Raw genomic sequence first — 20913 nt, 5'->3', positions numbered from 1 at the left:
TGATATTAATTAGATTAACAACCTAATTGAGACAGAGTAGGTTTGAATGCATCCATAGCAGCTTTACAGCTGTTTTTCAGAGCTTCTTTGTCACTCATTTGTTTCCAGGATTCAGTTGCAGCATCCATCTGAGTTTTAAACTGATCGGCCATAGCCTTGTTGTCTTTACCCAGTTTGTTTACACAAGTAGTAATGGTATTAACATACTCATTACACTCAGCTGGTAAACCATTATCCGCAGCCTTAGCAGGCTCTTTTTCACCACAACCACTTAAAGCCAGTAAAGAAAAAGCAACAACGGAAGAAAGAAGAACGCGGGAAGGTTTCATTTATTCATTTCCTTGAAATTTAATTATAAAAATAACAACAACTTGGAACAACATCATGATTGTTCAGCCTAAATTGTATCATCAAAAAATATCTATGAGTAGTTTTTAACGGCGTGATAAAAAATAAAAAGCAACACACTGATTTCTTATTTTTAAATTTTTTATATGCTTAATAAAACAAAATCTTACCAAAATTTAAAATATAAAAACTAAACACTATCGATAATCTATTTAAGTAATTTTATCTCGTTTTTTTCACATAATGTCGAGATATATGGATTGTCATTACCCTGAACCTTCAATATGCGTTGATTCCGTTCGCATTCCCATTCTGTCACGGGATAAAACATATTCCAAACTTCGAACAGTTCTGTTTGTTGCTTTGACAAACGGAAATGATAGCGATCGCGCATATAAAAATAGGTTCGGGCAATCATACCCCGTGCTCTCTCTGGTGGTTCCACCGTTTTGTTCTTAAAATCTACTTTCATTTGGCATTGTCCATACTGAGTTGCAGGACCATTCCACTGGCCAAACTGAAAATTAGAACGATCGTAATTAATTTCGCCAATGGCTGGCTGTAAATTATGCAGGTCGGTTTCTATTACGTTATATACCGGATCTTGCGTGCAATTTTTTCTACCGCCTTTTTGCCAGCATTGCCGCTGATGACCAAACTGCCAGGCAGGCACCACATGTTCCCACTCTATACGACCCGCCCGTTCAACATTTTTCCTAATTTGATATCCACACCCTTCCAGATCGGGTACGCCTTTGCGGCCAAACCACTGAATTGAGCAACCACAATAAAAGCTTTGGCTTGCATCCCGGTGGATCTCTATTGCCAGCTGCTTTGCCTTACTAAAGCTAATAGGCTCTACTGCGTCTGGTTTTGCTGCCAACCCATATAATGGAAAAAAAAGCAGACTGAGGGTACTAACCCACCATTTATACCCAATCATATTGTTCTGTATCTGAAGTCATTGAATCAGGCCCGCAGGTTAACGGATACCCGGTAAGGAGACAAACAAAAATAATGCCAGAAAAAGAGTGAATAACAGAAGATGAAACATCACCATTTTAATCACTACAATACATTAATTAACTAACAATTAACTTTTATAACATTATTTTTATATATTTTTAATTAGACAAACATAAAAACGCAATCAAATTTATTTTAAATATTATATGAACATTATAAAGATAACTAAAACATAAGATAAAACACAAACTGAAACAGTTATCTTAATTTAGTGTACTAAAGAACACCTATTTTAATATAATAAATATGGTATAAATTATTTAAGAAATTATTAGCTAAACCTATTGGGGGCGATTATGTGTCCTGACTTTAAATTTCAATGTTCAAGGTGTGGCAACACATCATTTCGCTCCAACCAACAGGTAGAATCTTTCGATGATATTTATGGCTCAATATGTTCTGAATGCTATAAACCTGTAGGTATTCATGATATTACCGAGCATAAGATAAAGCGTATTCAACTGATTATACAAAGAAAAGTAATCCCAAGCGTTCCAACACCTTGATGATAATAGATATCAATTAATTTTATTATGTTATACCAATCCGATATCAACCGGTCTCTTACCCATTTTTTCCATATAGCCAAAAGATAACTATCTAATTATTTTACGCTAAAAATAGAGAAATATAAAAACTCATAGTGTTATTTTACTATTCGAGTGAAATTATTTATCAATCTCATAACAATGTTTTTGTGAAAAATGAAAGTGTGCTAAAAATAATTTTTTTGCATCAGGAGCACTTAATGAATTGATCATTTTACAAACAGTTAATGAGTTGATTCTATCCGAATAATATCTGCTGGTAACATCACAGTATCAAAGATAAAAGAAAAGGGAACGTCAAGATAGTAAAACCCATAACCTCTGTCAGCCTGATGTACTGAATATTTCACGCCTGAATAATATTCATCATGGTATCCGCCCTCAAAGCGACTGGCAAAGCTACCACAACCACAGAGAAATGAAGAGAGCATAACCAATACCATAATCTTCTTAACCATTTTGCCCTCTTCCTTATTAACCAGGCCACCGCAATTGCAGCTTATCAATACAGATAAATTAATTGCAGTCGACCAATTCACCCGTGACTTCCAGCACACAAAGATTACGCTTATTTTGGATACGGTAACACCCACTATCATCACACCAACGATCGCTGGCATAAGTAGACTCATCAACCTGATAACGACCAGATGAACGTTCTCTGCCTGAAGAATACATACGGCGATCGGAACCGGAAACAACCGAGTTAGGCCTCATCGACTGAGGACGAATAACATAGTCATTCCCATGACAATCACTGAGGGATGCAGTTCTATTACCTGAAGCATCAGTATATTTATCAACACAAACCTGATAGCTTTCGGCCTGAGCCATTGGCAAATTAAAGATTACTGCCACAGCAGTAATGGCTAGCAATGTCTGCAAATTATATTTCATTTTAATGATTCCCTTTCGCTTACTGATTATCTGTTATCAAAACCGATCATATTTTAGATAACTTCCCGTTATCCAACACATTAATCTTTGATATCAGCTAATCTCCCTTATCTCAAGCAGACTTTCAATTTATTAACAAAAAAATGTCAATTCTCATGGTTAAATGAGAACTGACATTAAGTGCTGATATGCCCTTTAGAATCAGGAAGTTGCTAATGCTAACTTAAGTCCAAATGCCAAAAATAATGTACCGATACATCCGTTGGATAGTTTAGCCAGTCCATAACGCTGGCGGAACATAGAAGCCAGTGTAGCCCCACCAAAAATCAAGACAGAAAGATACAACATACTAAATGCTTCTAATATGCTACCCAAAATAAAGAAAGGAACTGCCGTATTGGGATAGTCAGGACTAACAAACTGAACAAAGAAGGAAACATAAAAGATAATCGTTTTAGGATTGGTTAAACTTAATAACAGCGCTTTTCTAAAAGTATGCTCTTTGGTCGCTTTTGGCGTTTCAGCTACGGTATGCCCTTCTCTTTTGATTAAAGTCGTATAGAGAATGCGTCCACCCAGATAGAGTAAATAGGCCGCTCCGGCATATTTAACAATGCTAAAGAATAGTGGTGATGTGCGAACCAGTGAAGCGACACCAATAAATGCCAGAAAAATCAAGGTAGCATCGCCCAAAAACACGCCAAAAGAAGCTTTATAGCCTTCTTTTACGCCATGTCTAGCGCTACTGGTCAGTACAAAAATAGAATTAGGTCCGGGTATTAATGTAATGAAAATTACACCAATAACATAAGTCCAGAGGTTTATTACACCTAAATTTTCAAGCATTTTCGTATCCGCTCCACCAAACAGAAAACTTGCCCGGACAAACCTTCAACCCCATATCTATCCAGGTAATAACAGCCAGAATGCCTTGAATTAGAAATATACAGACAAATAAACTAAAATCAAATTCTATAAAAAGAATTTAAAACCATAAATTAAATAAAAAACCAGCAATTAAGATATAAATTAAACTTAAAATACAGAATAAAAATCCAATTTAAATTTAATTTCAGATAAAAAAGAAGAATTGCTCATTCTAAAAAATAAATAATGATTTATTGGATAGTTATGGAAAGTTTTATGAACTCTTTGGTTTACAATCAATGAGAATTGTTATCAATTCTATACAGACAAAATGAACAATGTTAACATTTTGATCCATTATTTGGTTTCTTGCCTTTGAGGTTAGTTATGTATCTTCGTTTGCCCCACTTATTGGCTTCCCTGTTAGTTATATTATTCAGTTTAACCTCACCATTGGTACTGGCCCATGCCCATCTGAAACAGCAAATGCCCGCAGCAGAAAGTATCCTGACAACGTCACCAAAAGAAATATCATTAAAGTATTCAGAAGGTATCGAAGTAAAATTCAGCAAAATTGAGTTACTCGATCCAAATAACAAAGTAATACCTACTGATAACTTGTTTTTGGATGCTACTGATAACACCCGTATGGTCGCACCGCTAAAAGCCTCACTGCCAGTTGGGCAATATACTGTCAACTGGCACGTAGTCTCTGTTGATGGCCATAAGACTAAAGGCAAATTTCAGTTTATAGTAAAGCCTGATTAATGAGCCTGGACGCTTTTCATATATTTTTCAGATTATTGCATTTTTCTGCGGTGACATTGCTGTTTGGTATCACCCTGTTCGTCAGTTGTCTGAGCCATGGAAAGTTTCGACTATCACTTCAGTACGATCTCCGCAGGTTATTGACTTATAGCTTGTTAATAGCACTGTTAACCTCAGTCGGGATAATCGCTATACAGAGTGGCTTAATGGGCGATGGTTGGCCAGATACCATTAAAGGAAGCATTATCACTGATGTGCTCTCAACCTCATTTGGTATGGCCTGGCGTTGGCAAATCATATTTACATTCACTGCGACTATTTGCCTGCTTCTTCCCATCTACTGGCGTTTTAGCCTGATTACCCTATTGGCCTTTTTATTATTAATCTCACTGGGATTTGTAGGTCATACCACTCTACATAGCGGTGCTATTGGCTGGTTACATCGGGCAAATCATGCTCTGCATTTAATATCCGCTGGATACTGGTTAGGTGCGCTGATTCCTTTATTAGTTTGCCTGCGCTATTTGTCCGTTGAACACTATCGTTCTGATGCTATTAGCACATTAATTCGATTTTCTCAGGTAGGTCATCTGGCCGTCATACTGGTGATATTCACCGGCATCATCAATAGCGTCCTGATTCTGCAACGTTGGCCAGTTAACTGGTCATCGGCTTATCTGCAACTACTCGGCATTAAAGTTTTTCTGGTAATGATGATGGTTATGATTGCCCTGTATAACCGCTATAGACTAGTGCCAGAAATGAATCAGCAAGGCAGTAATGCGATGCGATATTTCGTGTTATTTACCGTACTGGAGATCCTGTTAGGCATTCTTGTACTCTCATTAGTTAGTCTGTTTGCTACCCTTTCCCCCACCTGAAACTTTATACATTCAAATTTCACTAAGGTATTGCTACGCATTTCTATATAAAAATAGAAATTGATGGTGATTGTCTATCAATATCAGTTGAGTTTGTGGAAGCCATAGTGATAAACCATATAAGCCACCGACAGGGAAAAACTGATAATTACCAGTAATAAAAAAATCGGAAAAAATCGCACATTTTTCCCGGCTAACCGGGAAAAAAAACGTATCAACAACGCCAACCCGGCAGGAAAAATAATAAAAATTAATAGCGGTAAACCGGCCATCTGAAACACCTGTAATAAAAGAGCAACTTTAAGCTACTCTTTTATTATAGTGTAAAATTAACGAGTTGTAGCTCTGGGATCCGGACCATATTGATTACTTCCGTCCGTTGGCCTGAGCATTAGCGAGGCAACAATGAAGACTCCGGCAAGAATCAAATAGCCAAAACACCACCACCCGCTCTGATCGCAGTCATGTAAACGACGTACGTTATACGACAAGGTAGTCAAGATTGTTACCATCATTAGCGCGCTGGCAACAGTTTCCGTTATCATTCCACTATTACCAAACAGGATACTGGTTACGCTGGCAACAGCAAAAAAGGCGACTAACTGTAATAGCAGAAACCAGGCAAAATCTCGTCGTCTCGCTCTACCCTTATAGTCAAAAATCTGTCGGTACCCATTTAACCAGGCATTGAATACATCTGACACGTTATCACCCTTGAGTTAATTAGCGCTATTCTTCATACTTTCGTAACTGACTAATTAATATACGTCAGGTTTACAAGAAATAAATATTGCCATTTCATAAATTGTATTCACTATTGACCTAAAAAAGGCTTATTCAAGTAAAGTGCATTACTCACTCAACCAGCAGAAAAGCCACCTCAGTCTATCTGGCGGAAAGTAAGGTTAATGCGGCAATCGCCCGTATCAGGATGATGACCGGATTTTACCGGTAAAATCCCATGATAGGCCAAACGTGAAACGCCGCCCCAAACCACCACATCCCCTTGGGTAAGTGAACATTTCTGTACGCTATCGCTGCGTGAAAGCCCACCAAATTGAAATACGGCGGGTAAACCAAACGACATTGAAACAATAGGATAATTAAAGTTCTTTTCATCCTTATCCTGATGTAACGACATCTTCGCGCCAATAGCATAACGATTAATTAAGCAAACATTCGGCTGGAAATCAGAAAAACCACCCTGTTCAGCCGCTTCTACAGCCAGTTGATAAAGTAATGGTGCTATTGGTGGCCATGCTTTACCGGTGAGGGGATCTGCTTCGCTGTAACGATATCCCTGACGATCGGTTACCCAACCATAATCGCCACAATTAGTCATTGCGACTGACATACCATAGCCACCTGGCGTAGTCATATGGCGAAATGGTGAACATCCAACAACTGTCGCTACCTGAGCAAGTATCACTTTCGCCTGTGGAAGAACAAAATGACGTAAAATCACAGCACCAGGTGCCAATTCTTCCCGGACTACATCTGGTGGTTCAAGATGTTCAAACAGATCAAATGTCATCGCTATGATTACTCAAAACAGAAAGACTCCGACGATATTTTATAATATCGTCGGAAACATGATGTACTGAATAGTAAAACAGAAAATACTAATTAGAAAAGTTTACTTAGCAGCGGGGGCTGGTACTGCGATATCCATACCATAAAGACGCAGTGTTGCCGGAACATCTTCAACACCACCAAAAACATAGCGTTGCTTAACACCAGCATTTTCCGGAATCGTGATATCAAATTCACCTGGTGTTAGGGGCGTTTTTAAAGAGGAAATGAACCCGTCCTTATCGATAAGAATGAGTGATTTACTTTCATTAAGATTCGACAGCCGAACAATTTTATCGGTGTTATTACGTAAAGCCAGCGTCAATTTATACTCTTGGTCTGCTACTTTTTCCGCTGACAAAACAGAGACAGTAACATATTTAGTCAGATTCTCTTTATCTGTCACAATAACAGCACCGTCAATGCTGCTACCTGACTGACGACCATCGTCGACACCATCTTTCACACCACTAAGCGCATCTTTACCCGCAGCAATCACTCCGGAAACAGTACTCTTAATACTGTCTTTCACCACAGAGCTGTCTTCAGCCAGTGCAGGCAAACTCATAAACATAGCTAATGCAAATACGGCTTTTTTCATAAAATATCCCTTGTTAACAATTATTCCTGTTCAAACGCTTTAACTTTAGCATGTTGAAAAAAATATTTACCAGATATCTTCGGCAAGAATTCCGTTACAGCGAAATTTCCAGGACACATTGCTGAGATTAATTTTTTGATATGAATTTTTAGCAAGAACGCGCTATCCAGAACTCAAATAACAAAGGAAATAGCTTTAGCTGAACTCAGAAAAGAAAAAGCCCTGATGGCGATCAGGGCGAAGCGAGCAATTTAACAGTACATCTAATCAAGCCATTCGGTGAGGATGTGCTCAATCGCTATATAAATTAATATACAACGATATATTAAGTCAATAACAAATTTGAGGTATAACCCTGACGACAGCCGAATTGATCCTTATATCCATGTGGAAAGTCAGCATTAACTCTTATGATTGGCACGATAGAGTTCCCATGTATCAAGCTGTAAACCGTCTTTAAAAGAACAAACTGAATAGCTGCCTTTGGCATTTTGCCTTGGCTGAACTTTGCCACCAACACTGGTGCAATATGTATCAGCGGGATTTCCTTGCCCACCAATGGCAGAAACATCCTGTGTTTTTGAGCCAGTAGAACACCCTTGAATCAGTGCAGCGACAAATAGCCCTGATGTAATACACGCTACCTTTATCATTTTTCTCATCAATAGACCCCTATTCACTGATATCTCTCAAGCCGGTAAATCACCAACTCAACCTGACAGGACATTAATAACTATAAATCACACAATCAATTACTGCTGGTGATTATTTACTTATATAACATCAAGGCCCCAGTATAATGCCGGGGCCTTGATGTTATATAAACTCACTGAATTAGCTATAAAGCTCTATTTTTCGACCATCTCTGAAATTTCGTCTGATTTAATTTGATGTTCATTCCCATCCTGATCGACATAGCTGGTCATGCCCGTCTCTTTATCTAAAACTGGTTTTCCATGTGAAATAATAATTTGACCGGTATTGGTCGTCATTACATAGTCGCTGGCACATGCAGAAAGACCAAATACTAAAACCAGACTCGATAAAATCATTGTTAATTTTTTAATCATTTCAATTTCCCCTATCATGCTCATCTTCAGATGATTTTCTGTTATCAAATTTATGTTTACTTTTTAAACATAGCTCAATATTTCATCTAATGACAAACAGGTTGTGCTAAAACGGGGATTATAAACGCCATTTTTTAGTCTTTTTGTGCGGTAACATGAGGGGATTTTACGGAGATATAATGAATTTCAAGCATAAAAAAACCCGGGTAATTATCCCAGGTTTTTATTAATAACTCGTTATGCGTTAAGCCATCGGGCCAATCTACATAATGAATTATCAGAAATGCTGATTAGCAAGCAACAACGTTAACCGCTGATGGGCCTTTAGCACCGTTCTCGATAGAGAAAGATACTTCTTGACCTTCTTCCAAAGTTTTGAAGTTTGTACCCTGGATAGCTGAATAATGTACGAATACATCTTTGCTGCCATCTTTAGGAGAAATAAAACCAAAACCTTTATCGCTGTTAAACCACTTTACTAAACCAGTCATTGTATTAGACATCGTGTATTCCTCTAACTCTTATTAAATTACCATAAATTATTTGATGGTCTGTTTGTCAGTTTTACTTATGGGAACTAATTAGAAGGAATTCTTGAAGAAGTGATATCAGAGATAACGCTAAATGGCGAACTGCTTTAAATTACTATACATAAATAGGTCTGTACTACAAACCGGTAATCATTAAGCCACACTTAGTTAGATTACACAATCATTTCTTCCATTTATTTTCACTAAGATGACATTTTATGATTTAAAAACAGCCTTGATAAATGAACAACACCTTAATTTAACGAGAAAAAATCATAAAGACAAAATCAAAAAGACTTATTCCATTGAATTAAAAGGATAAAAATAAGATCTATGATTTTATTTTTTATCTATGATTAGTAAAAATGATTTACTTTAGTTTGTTTATTATTGTCAGAGAATTAAGAAGTGCTTAACAAAAAGAATTTATTATCACTATTATTAATTTGGTGTTCGAACCGGCATATGCCATTGTAATCAAAGCGGCGTTCATCATGTCACTGCTACTATTACAATAACAAAATATTTAGATACCAAGATGATTATCCCTGTCTGTTGACGGGGATATTTTTTATTTTTTCAATTTATCCTGATATATCTTCTTAACTCAAACGATCCTTGCTGCTAAAGCAAAACAGTTATGCTGCAAAGTAACTTTTTCTACTCTCTCTTTTTTGCCATGATGACCAAATAGTAACAAAATTATTACATTCCCCTTATCGTACAAAAGAGAAAATGATATGAATATTCCTGTATTTGGATTAGGTACTTTCCGTCTTCAAAATGAAGTGGTCATTGATTCAGTCCGTAATGCGCTCGATTTAGGATATCGCGTTATCGATACAGCACAAATTTATGAGAATGAAGCTGAAATTGGCACGGCCATCAGCCAAAGTGGCATCAACCGCGAAGAGCTTTTTATTACTACAAAAATATGGATAGCTAACCTGAGTAAAGAAAAGCTAATTCCCAGTCTGCGTGAAAGCCTGGAAAAATTAAAAACCTCCTATGTCAATCTCACATTGATTCACTGGCCCTCTCCCAATGATGAAGTTTCAGTGGCTGAATATATGGCAGAGCTGATTAAGGCAAAAGAGCTGGGGTTAACTCGCCAGATTGGGGTATCCAATTTTACTATTGCACTAATGCAAAATGCGATAGATGCCGTTGGTGCAGAAAATATTGCCACTAACCAAATTGAACTCTCACCTTATTTACAAAATAAGCAAGTTGTTGAATTTGCCCAAAGGAATAACATCAGTATTACTTCCTACATGACACTAGCTTACGGCAAAGCATTACAAGATGAAGTCATCAAAAATATCGCGACTCGTCACAACGCTACTTCAGCGCAAGTTATCCTTGCCTGGGCCATGCAATCAGGTTACGCCGTTATTCCTTCTTCGACAAAACGTGAAAATCTGGCCAGCAATCTTTTAGCCCAACAGCTTCGCCTGTCAGAAAAAGATATGGCTGAAATAGCCAATTTAGATTGTTCAGGCCGTCTGGTAAGCCCGGAAGGACTGGCGCCTGATTGGGATTAGTATCGTTTAATTCTTGCTTAAAGCGGATATTATTAACTATATCCGCTAATTATATTTGGGTTTTATTCTATTACCTCTTCACTTTTCCAAATCAAAAAGCTCCAACAATAAAAATTAAAATAATTTCATTACTAATAATATTGTTGCAATCTAATAATTTAGATAAAAATAAAACAATACTCAATTTAATATAAAATAAAAATAAGATAAGACTTAATAAAAGTAACCAACGATAAATAAACAACACGATCGTATAAATACACCATTGACTAATATTCTATAGCCATTAAATTACACCTGTGCAGAAATTAAAACTGCATGAATCATTAAAACGCTTTTGTTAAATTAAATATAAATCTTAATATAATTTTTCTCTCCGAAAAATATAAGGATATGACAATGAGAAATCTGACAGAACAAGAAATTGAACAAGTCAATGGTGCTGGCATCTTCGGTTCAGCTTTAGGCAAACTAGGTCTGGGTGCTGCTGCAGAATCTATCAATAATTTTGAAAACAAAATCATTGAGGCTACTTTAGGTAAACTTCCGTGGATTGGTGCATCTATTGTTAATATGCTAAAAGATCCATTTGGTGCATTTAAGAAATAATAGATAGTCAAACAGCAGGTAATTAAGATTGCCTGCTGTTTTATATAAAATTATCTCTCAAAGTATATTTTCAGTAAATTAATATATGAATAACATATTGCTTAGTAAAAAACCAAAAAGAATTGAATGGTATGTAAATGTTATACCTTCATCATAATAAGGATATATTTTATTTAGTTATTCAATTAAATTGATTAGTCTATTTATAATTTGAATGTTTAGTACCAGTCAAAAAACTTAAAGATTCACTACATATTTTTAACTAAATTGACACTTTAATAACAACCAGACTTCTCTTACCTGACGATGGGCAATAATTTATAAAATAATTACCATAAAGAGTTTTTTCAAACAAATTTAATTTTACAATTTGTTTTTTTATTATATAAACAGCAACGCTTTACAGTGTAATCTTTCAAGTTGAGCTTAGAGAACAAACTCACTTTTAGCCTGTATACAACACATACTGGGTATATCAGAACGTAGGACGTTGTATTAACCGTATAAAAAAATATTCCATCCATAGTTGATAATATGAAAATGTTAACTATGCTAAGAAAAATCAATACAGTATAGAAACACTATGTTAAAAAAAATCTTCTACCACCTTGTATATGGGTGTCGATACAAACAGAAATATGATCGTGATTATGACGAGTTTATCACTACTTTACTGAACAAAGGATGTGTTATTGACACGACTGAAGAGGCCATCGTCTTTGAATTCAATAACCAATGTTGTGCTATATGGGCATTAGACAAAATGTATGCTCCAGGGACCCAAATTGGACCTTATGGCCCCTATGGCCCTTATAAAGCATCAATATCTAACATGATAGCTATCGTAGAACTACACCATGAGTTATATAAAAATAAAGTGTTGAAACAAGCCAACTCAATCTCAATGTCAGAATAGTTCACTAGTACCTCAGTACCGAGCGAATGAGCTATTCTAACTAACTTTATTCATTCGAAATTCTTAATTATTCTCTTTAACTACCATCTCTGATTAGATAGAAATTCAACATTTACATCCAAATTTCCCGACTATATAGTGATACACATAAAATAAAATCGTGTCTTAATAGTATCTATTCAGGTTATAACACCAACCAGGCAAAATGATCGCCTGCCCCCTATACAAAATAAGTTAAAAATTATTAAATGACTCGACAACTTCTGTCATGACAAAATCTATGCATAACTCACTACAGAAGCCAAAAATTCACCACCAAACTTTGTAATTAAACAGAGGCAAACAGATGAAGAGAATTATGCCAGTGATACTAGCCCTATTGCTTACGGCTTGTTCCTCATATCAGGGAGCTGGTGTCAGCGGCTCCGGCGGTAGTTCTGGTGCAAGTATTGGTATAGGTACTGGAATTAGCTTTTAAAACAAAAAAATTCTGCATCAATCTTCATCGTTTTATTGCCCTAATCTATCTGACGTTTAAATTCACGCCAGCAATATTGCTGGCGTAAAGGTTAAATAACAATGACCGAAAGTAACTTATTTCAGAGTCCAGGCATCTTGCCATGCTAAGCCCTTTCCAGGCTCATAATAGGCAGGAGCAACATTACACCACGCTCCATTCGGGAACGGGCGGCACTGATAAGTTTTCCCGCGGTTAGTCGCCATATCACCTGGTTTCCAGGTCTTTTTCGCAGTCCATGCAGGATATTGACTCGGTGTTGGTTCAGGAACTGGATCAGGTTTAGCCACTGGCATTACTGTCAGTGTATATTCTGCTGCACTACTCAGTTTGCCATCCGTAACCGTCAGGGTGAACTGATATTGTTTTCCTTCAGTTAATTCTGGAGCAACAAATGACAGGCTCTGTTTATCCTCTCCACTGATAATTTGACCATCAGGTATAATCCAGCTGTAAGTCAACTTATCACCATCAGGATCGCTGGAGTTTGCACCATTCAATACAACATGAGCTCCGCTGGTTACCGGCCCAGTTGGCCCGGTTAAAACCGCAACAGGTGCTGCATTCGGTATTGGTTCTGGCTCAGGTTCAGGCGTTGGAGTTGGCTCCGGTGTTGGAGTTGGTTCTGGTGTTGGAGTTGGTTCTGGTGTTGGTTCCGGTGTCGGTGTTGGTTCCGGTATTGGAGTTGGGGTTGGTTCCGGAGTTGGCTCGCTACCACCAACAACTTTTACATTAAAGAAATGCTCAACACATTTTCTATAATCGCCTTCTTTAAAGGCAGTAAATGGTGTTTGGTATCCAACCAACTGGCAAGCGTAAGTACTTCCATCAGGCGTATCGGGACTCCACCCCCAATCCTGTTCCCAATAGATAGGTAAGGCACCCGCACCACCAGCATCAAACTGCTTCATATTTTTACAGCCAAGAACTTCCGATGCCGGAACCGGTACTTTCAAATATTTAGTCTGCTCCTGATAGTAAGCAATACGATTTAATGACTGAGCGATTTCAGTTGGGCCACCGCACTCTACACCACCATTAATAATTTGGATCGTTACACCAAATCCCGGAACAAGCCCGCTCTCTTTATCATGAGCATTTGGTTGCCAGGTTCCATCAATAACATGCAACATACTTGGTTTTGGTGGCTACGGATAAACATAAAAGAAAACTGCACTGGCCAGATTCAACCAGGTATCGGCAACTAGTTCAGGCTTATCTAACAGTGTACGAACGTCACCAAACATGGCCTCAGAAAATGGTCCATAGTTGTAGTTATAAGAAAGTTGCTTAGCTCCCCGACCAAAATAACTCAGGAACTGACCATTCTTATCTTTACCACAGGGCCAGGTTTGCCCTTGCCACACATCCGGATTACATTCTCCGTTATAGCCACCTGGCTCTCCTTCTTTCCAGCCCATTTCACGTAACCAAACCAACCCCTGCCGCCATTCAGCTTCAGGCCTCCAGCTTTCATGCCCGCCAGTTTCCTGAGCAAAGTGGGCAAACATTGTTGCCAGCCCCTTACGGCAAATGGCATCAGAGTCACGCCCATCGCTGTAAGTCCCACACACAGCAGGAAACTTACCAATAGCCTTCAGGAAGTTTTCATAGGTATATTCTGGCGCACGCAAAGGAAACAGGTAATTCCAGGCTTCCGGAGAAATAATTTTCTCTACGCGTTTCACGTTATCCGGGTTAGTAGATCGCCCTGCCGCAATTTGATCCACAACATCATTGCTGGCGGTACGGATGGACTCTTTCACTTTCTGCATTAATGGATCTTTAGTCAGCTCCTTTTCCTTTTTGTCCAGGTCGCTGGCATTAATCGTATATGGCGTTGCAGTACTGGTTACCTGAAGTACCGCATGAGCAGAGAACGTACTGAATACTATTGCAGCAGTAAGTCCCCCCTATAATTTTTATTTTTTTAAATGCATAGTGTTACCTCTTACCTTAATAAGTAAATACATATGACAAGCACTTCATCACCCAATATCAAGCAACACTATTAATTTAGTTCATTTAAACGGATTTTATTTTTTAAAATAATATAACCTGAATATTCATAATCACACGAATGTATGACTAATTCTTATAGCTTAAAAATTAAAAACAAAAAAATCATGATGATATTAATCAGAGCTATCATGATGTAAATAATAGGAGTGAAAATATGTTACACAATAATTTAAAAAAACATCATAATAAAACCATAAGTGGAGTCACGGAAACCAACCAGAAAAAACACCACAAAAACAATTAACTATGAAATTAATTTTTTATTGATAGTTTAATAAATTAGTTGTATTGACTTTGAAATTTCACTATTAATTATTTTTATAACTCAATCAAAAATTCAGATAAAGGTATTCGAATTCAATTTCACAATATAATTAACCAATTGCATGTTTATCATATAAAAAACAAATTAACAAAGCAGTAACATTAGCTCTGACTGGTGATACATTACTTGGTATTACAAAAGGTAAATATATTACCTTCCTTATTTTAAATACCGTTCAAAAATAGCTAACTAATTTAACCAATAGCCCTCACTTTATTGTGCTGCTGCAAGAAATTATATAATGAAAATCAAGGTAATTGGTTAATATATATTCAATATACTGATGAAAATAGCATTCCACCCGAATTAACGCGTAAAACCCATTGACTGAGTTCGCAAGAGCCGTATAATTCGACCCCACTAAAGCATCTGAAGGTGTTTTTAGTTATAGCAATTTCTTCTACGCTCCCATAGCTCAGCTGGATAGAGCAACGGCCTTCTAAGCCGTAGGTCGAAGGTTCGAATCCTTCTGGGGGCGCCACTTTAGATTATCATCACCATTACCTACAACATGCATTTTTAACGTTGAATAAATCGCATCTGTTTTCTCTCATTTACTTCCTTAAGTTCGTCATATATTTAAGTTACTGCATAGTATTTGATTTATTGAGGCCAGACATGATTGCTATTTAAGTTACTTTACTATAGCTTTTCGGCTTAGTTGGCTTTGAAGCCCCTATAACATGAATCAAATAATGACTAAAAATCATTCACTGTTACGACTCATAAGTCGCTTAAGTAAACGTTCCCTTGTATGGATACTTACTTTTTCCTGCTTGTTGTTAAGCACACAGCTTGCTATTGCCAGTCATGATTGCCGGGTGGCAGATCCTGAAACTACAGTCCAGGCACTACACAGCCAACATGTGCAATCATTATCTGAAAAACAGAGTAATGAGCATCTTTCTCCTCTATGTGAAAAACATTGTTTACCTGACGCAACACAAATCGATTCGGGTAACCATGTCGTTGTCGCACTGATACCTGAAACTACCCAGCCGCTGGTTTATTCACCATTAACAAAATCAGTTCCCTCATTAAACTGCCTTGCTCCACCAATACAGGAGCTGACGGCTGAGATTCGCTTTTGCCGTTTTCGAGAATAGCTCCGGATATTTTTCGCTCAATTAAGTTCGTTACTTGATTTATTAATGTGATAAATATTTTTTGGAGATCCCAATGAAATCTGGCTTATTAGCTTTAATTTTACTGTTCAGTTCAGGCTCTGCGCTGGCAACCAGCATAACTATGTATAAATCGCCTACCTGTGGTTGCTGCTCTTTATGGGCTAAAAAGATGGAGGAAGGTGGATTTAAAGTAGAAACGGTAATGATAAACAACGACCGCGAATTCTATCAGCTTAAGCAAAAGCATAAGATCCCTATGGAGTATATGTCTTGCCATACCGCTATGGTTGATGGTTATGTGATTGAAGGTCACGTACCTGCAGATGATATTAAGCGTTTGTTGAAAGAACGCCCGGATATTATTGGCCTGAGTACACCTGGAATGCCTGGCGGCAGTCCTGGGATGGATGACGGTTATGAGAAAGAGGCTTATTCAGTCATGACCTTTGATGCTAACGATAAACGTACTATTTATAGCTCACATTAAGTTTTTATTGATAACTCAGTGCGAAACCATTCTTTTCGCACTGAGTCCTCTAATAAATGGCTGTTGTTCCTGAGCAATCCCATCATTTAAGAATTAGTTAAGATTTGAATGCTATCTTTTACTTCGAAATAAAATAATAAGGAGTGAAAGTCAGGTATGGAAAAGATCAAATATGCAGCCTCTTTTATTATTCTCTGCACGGTTTTCTATATGGTAGCCATCTGGATGGGCTGGGTCAGGTGATGATATGCAAATCCAAACGGTTCGATACCCTTCAGCATCAGTGATTTCCCTACTTTTCTAATTAATCACAACTTCTCCCTGACAGAACGCTTCGCTTCTGACAGAATATGACACCCGTTGTTAAAAAATGGATCTATTCTCAGATGTCAGCAAAGATTATTGATGGTAAGGCAATAGCTCAACAACTAAGAACTGAAATTGCCGTAAGTGTTCAACAACGCCTTCAGGCAGGTAAACGCGCTCCTGGTTTGGCTGTTATTCTGGTTGGTGAGAACCCCGCATCGCAGATTTATGTCAATAGCAAACGCCGTGCCTGTGAAGAGGTTGGTTTTTTGTCTCGCTCATTCAATCTGGATATGACCTGCACTGAAAATGAGTTGCTTGAACTCATTGACTCCCTGAATAACGATCCGCTGATTGATGGTATTTTGGTTCAATTACCTCTGCCACAGGGCTTTGATAACATCAAGATTCTGGAACGTATCTCTCCGGAAAAAGATGTCGATGGCTTCCATCCTTATAATATCGGTCGCTTGTGCCAACGCACGCCAAAACTTCGTCCTTGTACACCTCGCGGTATCATTACCATGCTACAACGTTGTGAGATCAATACTTACGGCTTAGATGCACTGGTTATTGGAGCCTCAAACATTGTTGGTCGTCCAATGGGGCTGGAATTGCTGCTTGCTGGCTGTACCACCACAATCACCCATCGCTTTACCACCAACATGGAAAAGAAAGTCAGAGAGGCTGATTTGATTGTTGCCGCCGTTGGTCGTCCTGGCTTTGTGCGCGGAGAGTGGATTAAACCTGGCGCTATCGTTATTGACGTGGGTATTAACCGGTTAGAAAGCGGAAAAGTGGTCGGTGATGTGGAATATGAAGCCGCTGCTGAACGCGCAAGTTGGATTACCCCGGTCCCCGGTGGTGTTGGCCCTATGACAGTGGCTACGCTAATGCAAAATACCTTACAGGCTTGCGAGCTTTATCACGATCCGATGTGATGCTGACAGATATAAAAAAGCGCCTTCAGGCGCTTTTTTATATCTATTCAAATAGTTACTTACGACGCCAAACCGTACCCTGCGGACCATCTTCCAGAATGATGCCCATCTCGGTTAAGCGATTACGCGCTACATCCGCCATAGCCCAATCTTTTGTCTGACGAGCATCGTTACGCTGCTTAATCAATGCTTCAATCTCTGCAACTTCACTGTCATCTGCATTTTGGCCTGCGCCCTGCAGGAAAGATTCCGGTGATTGTTCCAACAGGCCCAATACACCCGATAAACAACGCAGTTCTGCAGCAAGTTGATTGGCTGCAGTTATGTCTTCCGCTTTGAGGCGATTAATTTCCCGAGCCATATCAAACAGTACGGAATAGGCTTCCGGGGTATTAAAGTCATCATCCATTGCTTCACGGAATCTAGCCTCAAACTCAGTGTTACCCTGTGCTTTTACCGCCTCATCCGTACCACGCAACGCGGTATACAAACGTTCAAGCGCCGTTCTTGCCTGCTTAAGATTTTCTTCGCTGTAATTCAGTTGGCTGCGATAGTGACCAGACATCAGAAAATAACGCACTGTTTCAGCATCATAATGTTTCAACACATCACGGATAGTGAAAAAGTTACCCAGTGATTTAGACATTTTTTCCCGATCGATCATCACCATACCGGAATGCATCCAGTAATTAACGTAAGGACCATCGTGAGCGCAGGTCGACTGAGCAATTTCGTTTTCATGATGAGGGAACATCAGGTCAGAACCACCACCGTGAATATCAAAGTGCTCGCCTAGCTGTTTACTGTTCATAGCTGAACACTCAATATGCCAACCCGGACGGCCGTCACCCCATGGAGATTCCCAGCTTGGCTCACCCGGTTTAGACATTTTCCACAGTACGAAATCCATTGGATTACGTTTTACATCGGCGATTTCAACTCGGGCACCAGCCTGAAGCTGTTCTAAGTCCTGACGGGATAACAAACCATAATCAGGATCGGTATCGACCGCAAACATCACATCACCGTTATCTGCCACATAGGCATGATTACGCTGCAATAACAGTTCAACCAGCTCAATAATTTCAGCGATATGATGAGTCGCACGCGGTTCTAAATCAGGACGAGCAATGTTTAATGCATCAAAATCGGCATGCATTTCGGCCAGCATTCTGGTTGTTAGCTGCTCGCAGCTCTCTTTATTTTCTGTCGCCCGACGAATAATCTTGTCATCAACATCCGTCACATTTCTTACATAAGTCAGGTTATAACCCAAAAAACGCAGGTAGCGAGACACAACATCAAAGGCAACAAAAGTACGTCCATGCCCGATATGACACAGGTCATAAATGGTTACCCCGCATACATACATGCCGACTTTATCCGCATGAATGGGTTTAAATTCTTCTTTTTGTCTGCTCAGGGTATTGAAAATCTTTAGCATTGGAAGCCTGTTACCGTTTGATTAGTTGATTGGAAAGATATATTGAAACCTGATTATCAGGGCATTGCAAGAGGAACCCCATGATTCATGAGGTATATATCACTATGGTGGGTTGCAGCAGAGGGTTACCTCCTCCGCTGCTAACAAAGTTCAGCTAATCAGAAAGCACTATTTTACCGCAATACCTTCAATTTCAATCGAAGCACCAAGAGGGATCTTACCTACCTGTAAAGCAGTTCGCGCTGGAGGAGTACCTTTGAATGCCTTGGCATAAACCTTATTCATACTGGCGTAATCATCAATATTATTCAGATAGATGTTAACCTTAACCAGCTTATCCAGAGATGAACCACCCGCTTCCAATACCGCACGCAAGTTAGCTATCGCCTGCTCGGTTTGCGCTTCAATACCTTCCACCATTTTTCCAGTTGCAGGATCAATAGGTAATTGGCCGGAAGTAAAAACAAAGCCATTAGCTTCAATAGCCGGAGAGAAAAGCGCTGAAGGTTTAGTACCTTCAGGCATCACCACATTACGTTCCGCAGACTGAGCCACACCAACAGATAGCAATACGGTCGCCATCACAACAGACAAACAGGTTTTCTTCAGCATCAAAATATCCTTATAGGTTATTTCTCAATTTGATAATGAAAAAGCTGCCCGAGCTACATTATCGGGCAGCTTCAGTTAGTACAAATTAAAACCAGGGTGATTGGCTCATTACTCCGCTATAAAACAGCATCCGTCCGCAAACGGCGGCAGAGAGCACCACCAACATCAACAGTGTAGCTTTTGCCATGGAAACAGATGATTGCTTATACAGGTATGTAGCAACGCCGGTTCCGGTGATTAAGCCACCAAAGATTAACCATCCCATCAGACCTGAGCCTAATACAGCGATAGCACTACCAACCATCTGGCCTTGTCCATTCAGACCATGGCTGTACCACAGCACCACGCATAACATAAGCAACACACCCAACAGAATACCGGTCAGCATGAGTCCCGGAATCTTGCTTTGCTGCGCTTGTTGACGATAATGATAGACCGCCACCATCAGACTAATGGTGACAAATCCCAATAATAATGCCGTAGCAATAAAACTGAGGTGTGTTACCAGTGAATGCCACATTGGGTGGCTGGCCATTTGATAATAAACCTGAGCCGAAACCAGAATCGCTGCAATACCCGCCAGAGAAGCGACAAAGCTGGCACTTTTTACCAGAGAGCGATTGCGGTTAAAACGAAACATCACAACAGCCCAGATGAATACCACGCCATTCAGTAAGAAGAAGGCCACCACTTCACGACTTAGCCATGAGTGCCCAAGACCTAAAATGGCGCGATAGGCTCCCAGCGGAGACCCCAGATGTAACAGTGACAAAAACGAACCAACAATATTAATAACTAAAATAACCAGTGCCATATAGCGCAACCGGTTAAAACGCGTCTCTTCATTCAACCATACCGGTTGAACCGTCATTAATGCCGTAATAGCAATAATGGAGCCAACGGCCCACTGACACAGTACGGTGAAAAAGACTAAAGGAAGTTCATATTCAGACAT

At 39.0% G+C, this 20913-nt stretch carries 21 protein-coding genes, 1 tRNA gene and 1 pseudogene; 8 read left to right on the top strand and 15 right to left on the bottom strand.

The window, feature by feature from the left end; translation table 11 throughout:
• Positions 1-14 precede the first annotated feature (14 nt).
• The 5 genes from GOL65_RS18100 to leuE all read right to left on the bottom strand — a co-directional run bounded on the left by GOL65_RS18100 (position 15) and on the right by leuE (position 3665).
• The gene (locus GOL65_RS18100; RefSeq protein WP_130591832.1) at positions 15-329 is read right to left on the bottom strand and encodes a hypothetical protein; all 315 of its coding nucleotides are present in this window, start codon (positions 327-329) and stop codon (positions 15-17) included.
• Between the two features lie 227 nt (positions 330-556).
• Positions 557-1291: a deoxyribonuclease I gene (gene endA, locus GOL65_RS18095; protein ID WP_140918097.1), complete on the bottom strand. Its 735-nt coding sequence runs from the start codon at positions 1289-1291 to the stop codon at positions 557-559.
• 855 nt (positions 1292-2146) lie between these two features.
• Positions 2147-2380 (bottom strand): YceK/YidQ family lipoprotein, encoded by a 234-nt coding sequence (locus tag GOL65_RS18090; protein WP_179038486.1) that lies wholly within the window; start codon positions 2378-2380, stop codon positions 2147-2149.
• Between the two features lie 58 nt (positions 2381-2438).
• On the bottom strand, positions 2439-2819 hold the full coding sequence (locus GOL65_RS18085; protein WP_179038485.1) for a hypothetical protein: 381 nt from the start codon (positions 2817-2819) through the stop codon (positions 2439-2441).
• Between the two features lie 201 nt (positions 2820-3020).
• Entirely contained in the window at positions 3021-3665 is a 645-nt protein-coding gene (leuE, locus tag GOL65_RS18080) for a leucine efflux protein LeuE (protein WP_140918099.1), read from the bottom strand.
• A gap of 408 nt (positions 3666-4073) precedes the next feature.
• Between leuE and copC the strand changes: the two genes are divergently transcribed.
• Positions 4074-4454, top strand: coding sequence for a copper homeostasis periplasmic binding protein CopC (gene copC / locus GOL65_RS18075; protein WP_140918100.1), 381 nt, complete (start codon positions 4074-4076; stop codon positions 4452-4454).
• A complete protein-coding gene (gene copD, locus GOL65_RS18070; RefSeq protein WP_179038484.1) occupies positions 4454-5335 on the top strand; it encodes a copper homeostasis membrane protein CopD in 882 nt (293 codons plus the stop codon). Before copC ends, copD begins: the two co-directional genes overlap by 1 nt.
• A 329-nt stretch (positions 5336-5664) precedes the next feature.
• Here copD and GOL65_RS18065 read toward each other — a convergent pair whose 3' ends face one another.
• From GOL65_RS18065 to cspE, 6 genes are all read right to left on the bottom strand, one after another.
• Complete coding sequence (locus GOL65_RS18065; protein WP_140918102.1) at positions 5665-6039, bottom strand: DUF805 domain-containing protein; 375 nt, start codon at positions 6037-6039, stop codon at positions 5665-5667.
• Positions 6040-6215: 176 nt separating this feature from the next.
• On the bottom strand, positions 6216-6869 hold the full coding sequence (gene alkB / locus GOL65_RS18060) for a DNA oxidative demethylase AlkB (RefSeq protein ID WP_140918103.1): 654 nt from the start codon (positions 6867-6869) through the stop codon (positions 6216-6218).
• 102 nt (positions 6870-6971) lie between these two features.
• Positions 6972-7508, bottom strand: coding sequence for a hypothetical protein (locus tag GOL65_RS18055; protein ID WP_140918104.1), 537 nt, complete (start codon positions 7506-7508; stop codon positions 6972-6974).
• Between the two features lie 401 nt (positions 7509-7909).
• Positions 7910-8161, bottom strand: a complete 252-nt coding sequence (locus GOL65_RS18050; protein WP_179038483.1) for a putative hemolysin — start codon at positions 8159-8161, stop codon at positions 7910-7912.
• A gap of 195 nt (positions 8162-8356) precedes the next feature.
• Positions 8357-8575 carry a YgdI/YgdR family lipoprotein gene (locus GOL65_RS18045; RefSeq protein WP_130593676.1) on the bottom strand — a complete coding sequence of 73 codons (219 nt, stop codon included), beginning with the start codon at positions 8573-8575 and terminating at the stop codon, positions 8357-8359.
• A 293-nt stretch (positions 8576-8868) separates the two neighbouring features.
• Complete coding sequence (cspE, locus tag GOL65_RS18040) at positions 8869-9081, bottom strand: transcription antiterminator/RNA stability regulator CspE (RefSeq protein ID WP_108899827.1); 213 nt, start codon at positions 9079-9081, stop codon at positions 8869-8871.
• A 767-nt stretch (positions 9082-9848) separates the two neighbouring features.
• Between cspE and dkgB the strand changes: the two genes are divergently transcribed.
• Positions 9849-10652: a 2,5-didehydrogluconate reductase DkgB gene (gene dkgB, locus GOL65_RS18035; protein ID WP_140918106.1), complete on the top strand. Its 804-nt coding sequence runs from the start codon at positions 9849-9851 to the stop codon at positions 10650-10652.
• Between the two features lie 399 nt (positions 10653-11051).
• Positions 11052-11261, top strand: coding sequence for a hypothetical protein (locus GOL65_RS18030; protein WP_140918107.1), 210 nt, complete (start codon positions 11052-11054; stop codon positions 11259-11261).
• Between the two features lie 1510 nt (positions 11262-12771).
• Here GOL65_RS18030 and GOL65_RS22500 read toward each other — a convergent pair.
• Positions 12772-14589, bottom strand: a pseudogene (locus tag GOL65_RS22500) (glycoside hydrolase family 19 protein).
• A gap of 856 nt (positions 14590-15445) precedes the next feature.
• Between GOL65_RS22500 and GOL65_RS18015 the strand changes: the two are divergent.
• The 4 genes from GOL65_RS18015 (at position 15446) to folD (ending at position 17902) form a co-directional block, all read left to right on the top strand.
• Positions 15446-15522, top strand: a tRNA-Arg gene (locus GOL65_RS18015).
• A 214-nt stretch (positions 15523-15736) separates the two neighbouring features.
• Positions 15737-16147 (top strand): hypothetical protein, encoded by a 411-nt coding sequence (locus GOL65_RS18010; protein ID WP_140918108.1) that lies wholly within the window; start codon positions 15737-15739, stop codon positions 16145-16147.
• Between the two features lie 73 nt (positions 16148-16220).
• Positions 16221-16655, top strand: coding sequence for a DUF411 domain-containing protein (locus GOL65_RS18005; RefSeq protein ID WP_140918109.1), 435 nt, complete (start codon positions 16221-16223; stop codon positions 16653-16655).
• Positions 16656-17041: 386 nt separating this feature from the next.
• Positions 17042-17902, top strand: a complete 861-nt coding sequence (gene folD, locus GOL65_RS18000; protein ID WP_130591847.1) for a bifunctional methylenetetrahydrofolate dehydrogenase/methenyltetrahydrofolate cyclohydrolase FolD — start codon at positions 17042-17044, stop codon at positions 17900-17902.
• A gap of 55 nt (positions 17903-17957) precedes the next feature.
• Here the strand turns inward: folD and cysS are convergent, their stop codons facing one another.
• The 3 genes from cysS to GOL65_RS17985 form a co-directional block, all read right to left on the bottom strand.
• Positions 17958-19346, bottom strand: a complete 1389-nt coding sequence (gene cysS, locus GOL65_RS17995; RefSeq protein ID WP_179038480.1) for a cysteine--tRNA ligase — start codon at positions 19344-19346, stop codon at positions 17958-17960.
• Positions 19347-19514: 168 nt separating this feature from the next.
• A complete protein-coding gene (locus tag GOL65_RS17990; RefSeq protein ID WP_218652055.1) occupies positions 19515-19958 on the bottom strand; it encodes a RidA family protein in 444 nt (147 codons plus the stop codon).
• An 85-nt stretch (positions 19959-20043) separates the two neighbouring features.
• Positions 20044-20913 carry a dimethyl sulfoxide reductase anchor subunit family protein gene (locus GOL65_RS17985; RefSeq protein ID WP_140918111.1) on the bottom strand — a complete coding sequence of 290 codons (870 nt, stop codon included), beginning with the start codon at positions 20911-20913 and terminating at the stop codon, positions 20044-20046.

Source organism: Limnobaculum xujianqingii, assembly GCF_013394855.1.
GTDB lineage: Bacteria > Pseudomonadota > Gammaproteobacteria > Enterobacterales > Enterobacteriaceae > Limnobaculum > Limnobaculum xujianqingii.
This window is presented reverse-complemented; position numbering and strand designations above follow the sequence as displayed.

Excerpts from the sequence above, each read along its gene's own strand:
- GOL65_RS18010 (WP_140918108.1), top strand. The coding sequence starts at position 15,737 with ATGACTAAAAATCATTCACTGTTACGACTCATAAGTCGCTTAAGTAAA.
- GOL65_RS18100 (WP_130591832.1), bottom strand. The coding sequence starts at position 329 with ATGAAACCTTCCCGCGTTCTTCTTTCTTCCGTTGTTGCTTTTTCTTTA.
- GOL65_RS18005 (WP_140918109.1), top strand. The coding sequence starts at position 16,221 with ATGAAATCTGGCTTATTAGCTTTAATTTTACTGTTCAGTTCAGGCTCT.
- GOL65_RS18030 (WP_140918107.1), top strand. The coding sequence starts at position 11,052 with ATGAGAAATCTGACAGAACAAGAAATTGAACAAGTCAATGGTGCTGGC.
- endA (WP_140918097.1), bottom strand. The coding sequence starts at position 1,291 with ATGATTGGGTATAAATGGTGGGTTAGTACCCTCAGTCTGCTTTTTTTT.
- GOL65_RS18050 (WP_179038483.1), bottom strand. The coding sequence starts at position 8,161 with ATGATAAAGGTAGCGTGTATTACATCAGGGCTATTTGTCGCTGCACTG.
- GOL65_RS18090 (WP_179038486.1), bottom strand. The coding sequence starts at position 2,380 with ATGGTTAAGAAGATTATGGTATTGGTTATGCTCTCTTCATTTCTCTGT.
- GOL65_RS17990 (WP_218652055.1), bottom strand. The coding sequence starts at position 19,958 with ATGCTGAAGAAAACCTGTTTGTCTGTTGTGATGGCGACCGTATTGCTA.
- cysS (WP_179038480.1), bottom strand. The coding sequence starts at position 19,346 with ATGCTAAAGATTTTCAATACCCTGAGCAGACAAAAAGAAGAATTTAAA.
- dkgB (WP_140918106.1), top strand. The coding sequence starts at position 9,849 with ATGAATATTCCTGTATTTGGATTAGGTACTTTCCGTCTTCAAAATGAA.
- copC (WP_140918100.1), top strand. The coding sequence starts at position 4,074 with ATGTATCTTCGTTTGCCCCACTTATTGGCTTCCCTGTTAGTTATATTA.
- GOL65_RS18085 (WP_179038485.1), bottom strand. The coding sequence starts at position 2,819 with ATGAAATATAATTTGCAGACATTGCTAGCCATTACTGCTGTGGCAGTA.
- cspE (WP_108899827.1), bottom strand. The coding sequence starts at position 9,081 with ATGTCTAATACAATGACTGGTTTAGTAAAGTGGTTTAACAGCGATAAA.
- leuE (WP_140918099.1), bottom strand. The coding sequence starts at position 3,665 with ATGCTTGAAAATTTAGGTGTAATAAACCTCTGGACTTATGTTATTGGT.
- copD (WP_179038484.1), top strand. The coding sequence starts at position 4,454 with ATGAGCCTGGACGCTTTTCATATATTTTTCAGATTATTGCATTTTTCT.
- folD (WP_130591847.1), top strand. The coding sequence starts at position 17,042 with ATGTCAGCAAAGATTATTGATGGTAAGGCAATAGCTCAACAACTAAGA.
- GOL65_RS17985 (WP_140918111.1), bottom strand. The coding sequence starts at position 20,913 with ATGTCTGAATATGAACTTCCTTTAGTCTTTTTCACCGTACTGTGTCAG.
- GOL65_RS18055 (WP_140918104.1), bottom strand. The coding sequence starts at position 7,508 with ATGAAAAAAGCCGTATTTGCATTAGCTATGTTTATGAGTTTGCCTGCA.
- alkB (WP_140918103.1), bottom strand. The coding sequence starts at position 6,869 with ATGACATTTGATCTGTTTGAACATCTTGAACCACCAGATGTAGTCCGG.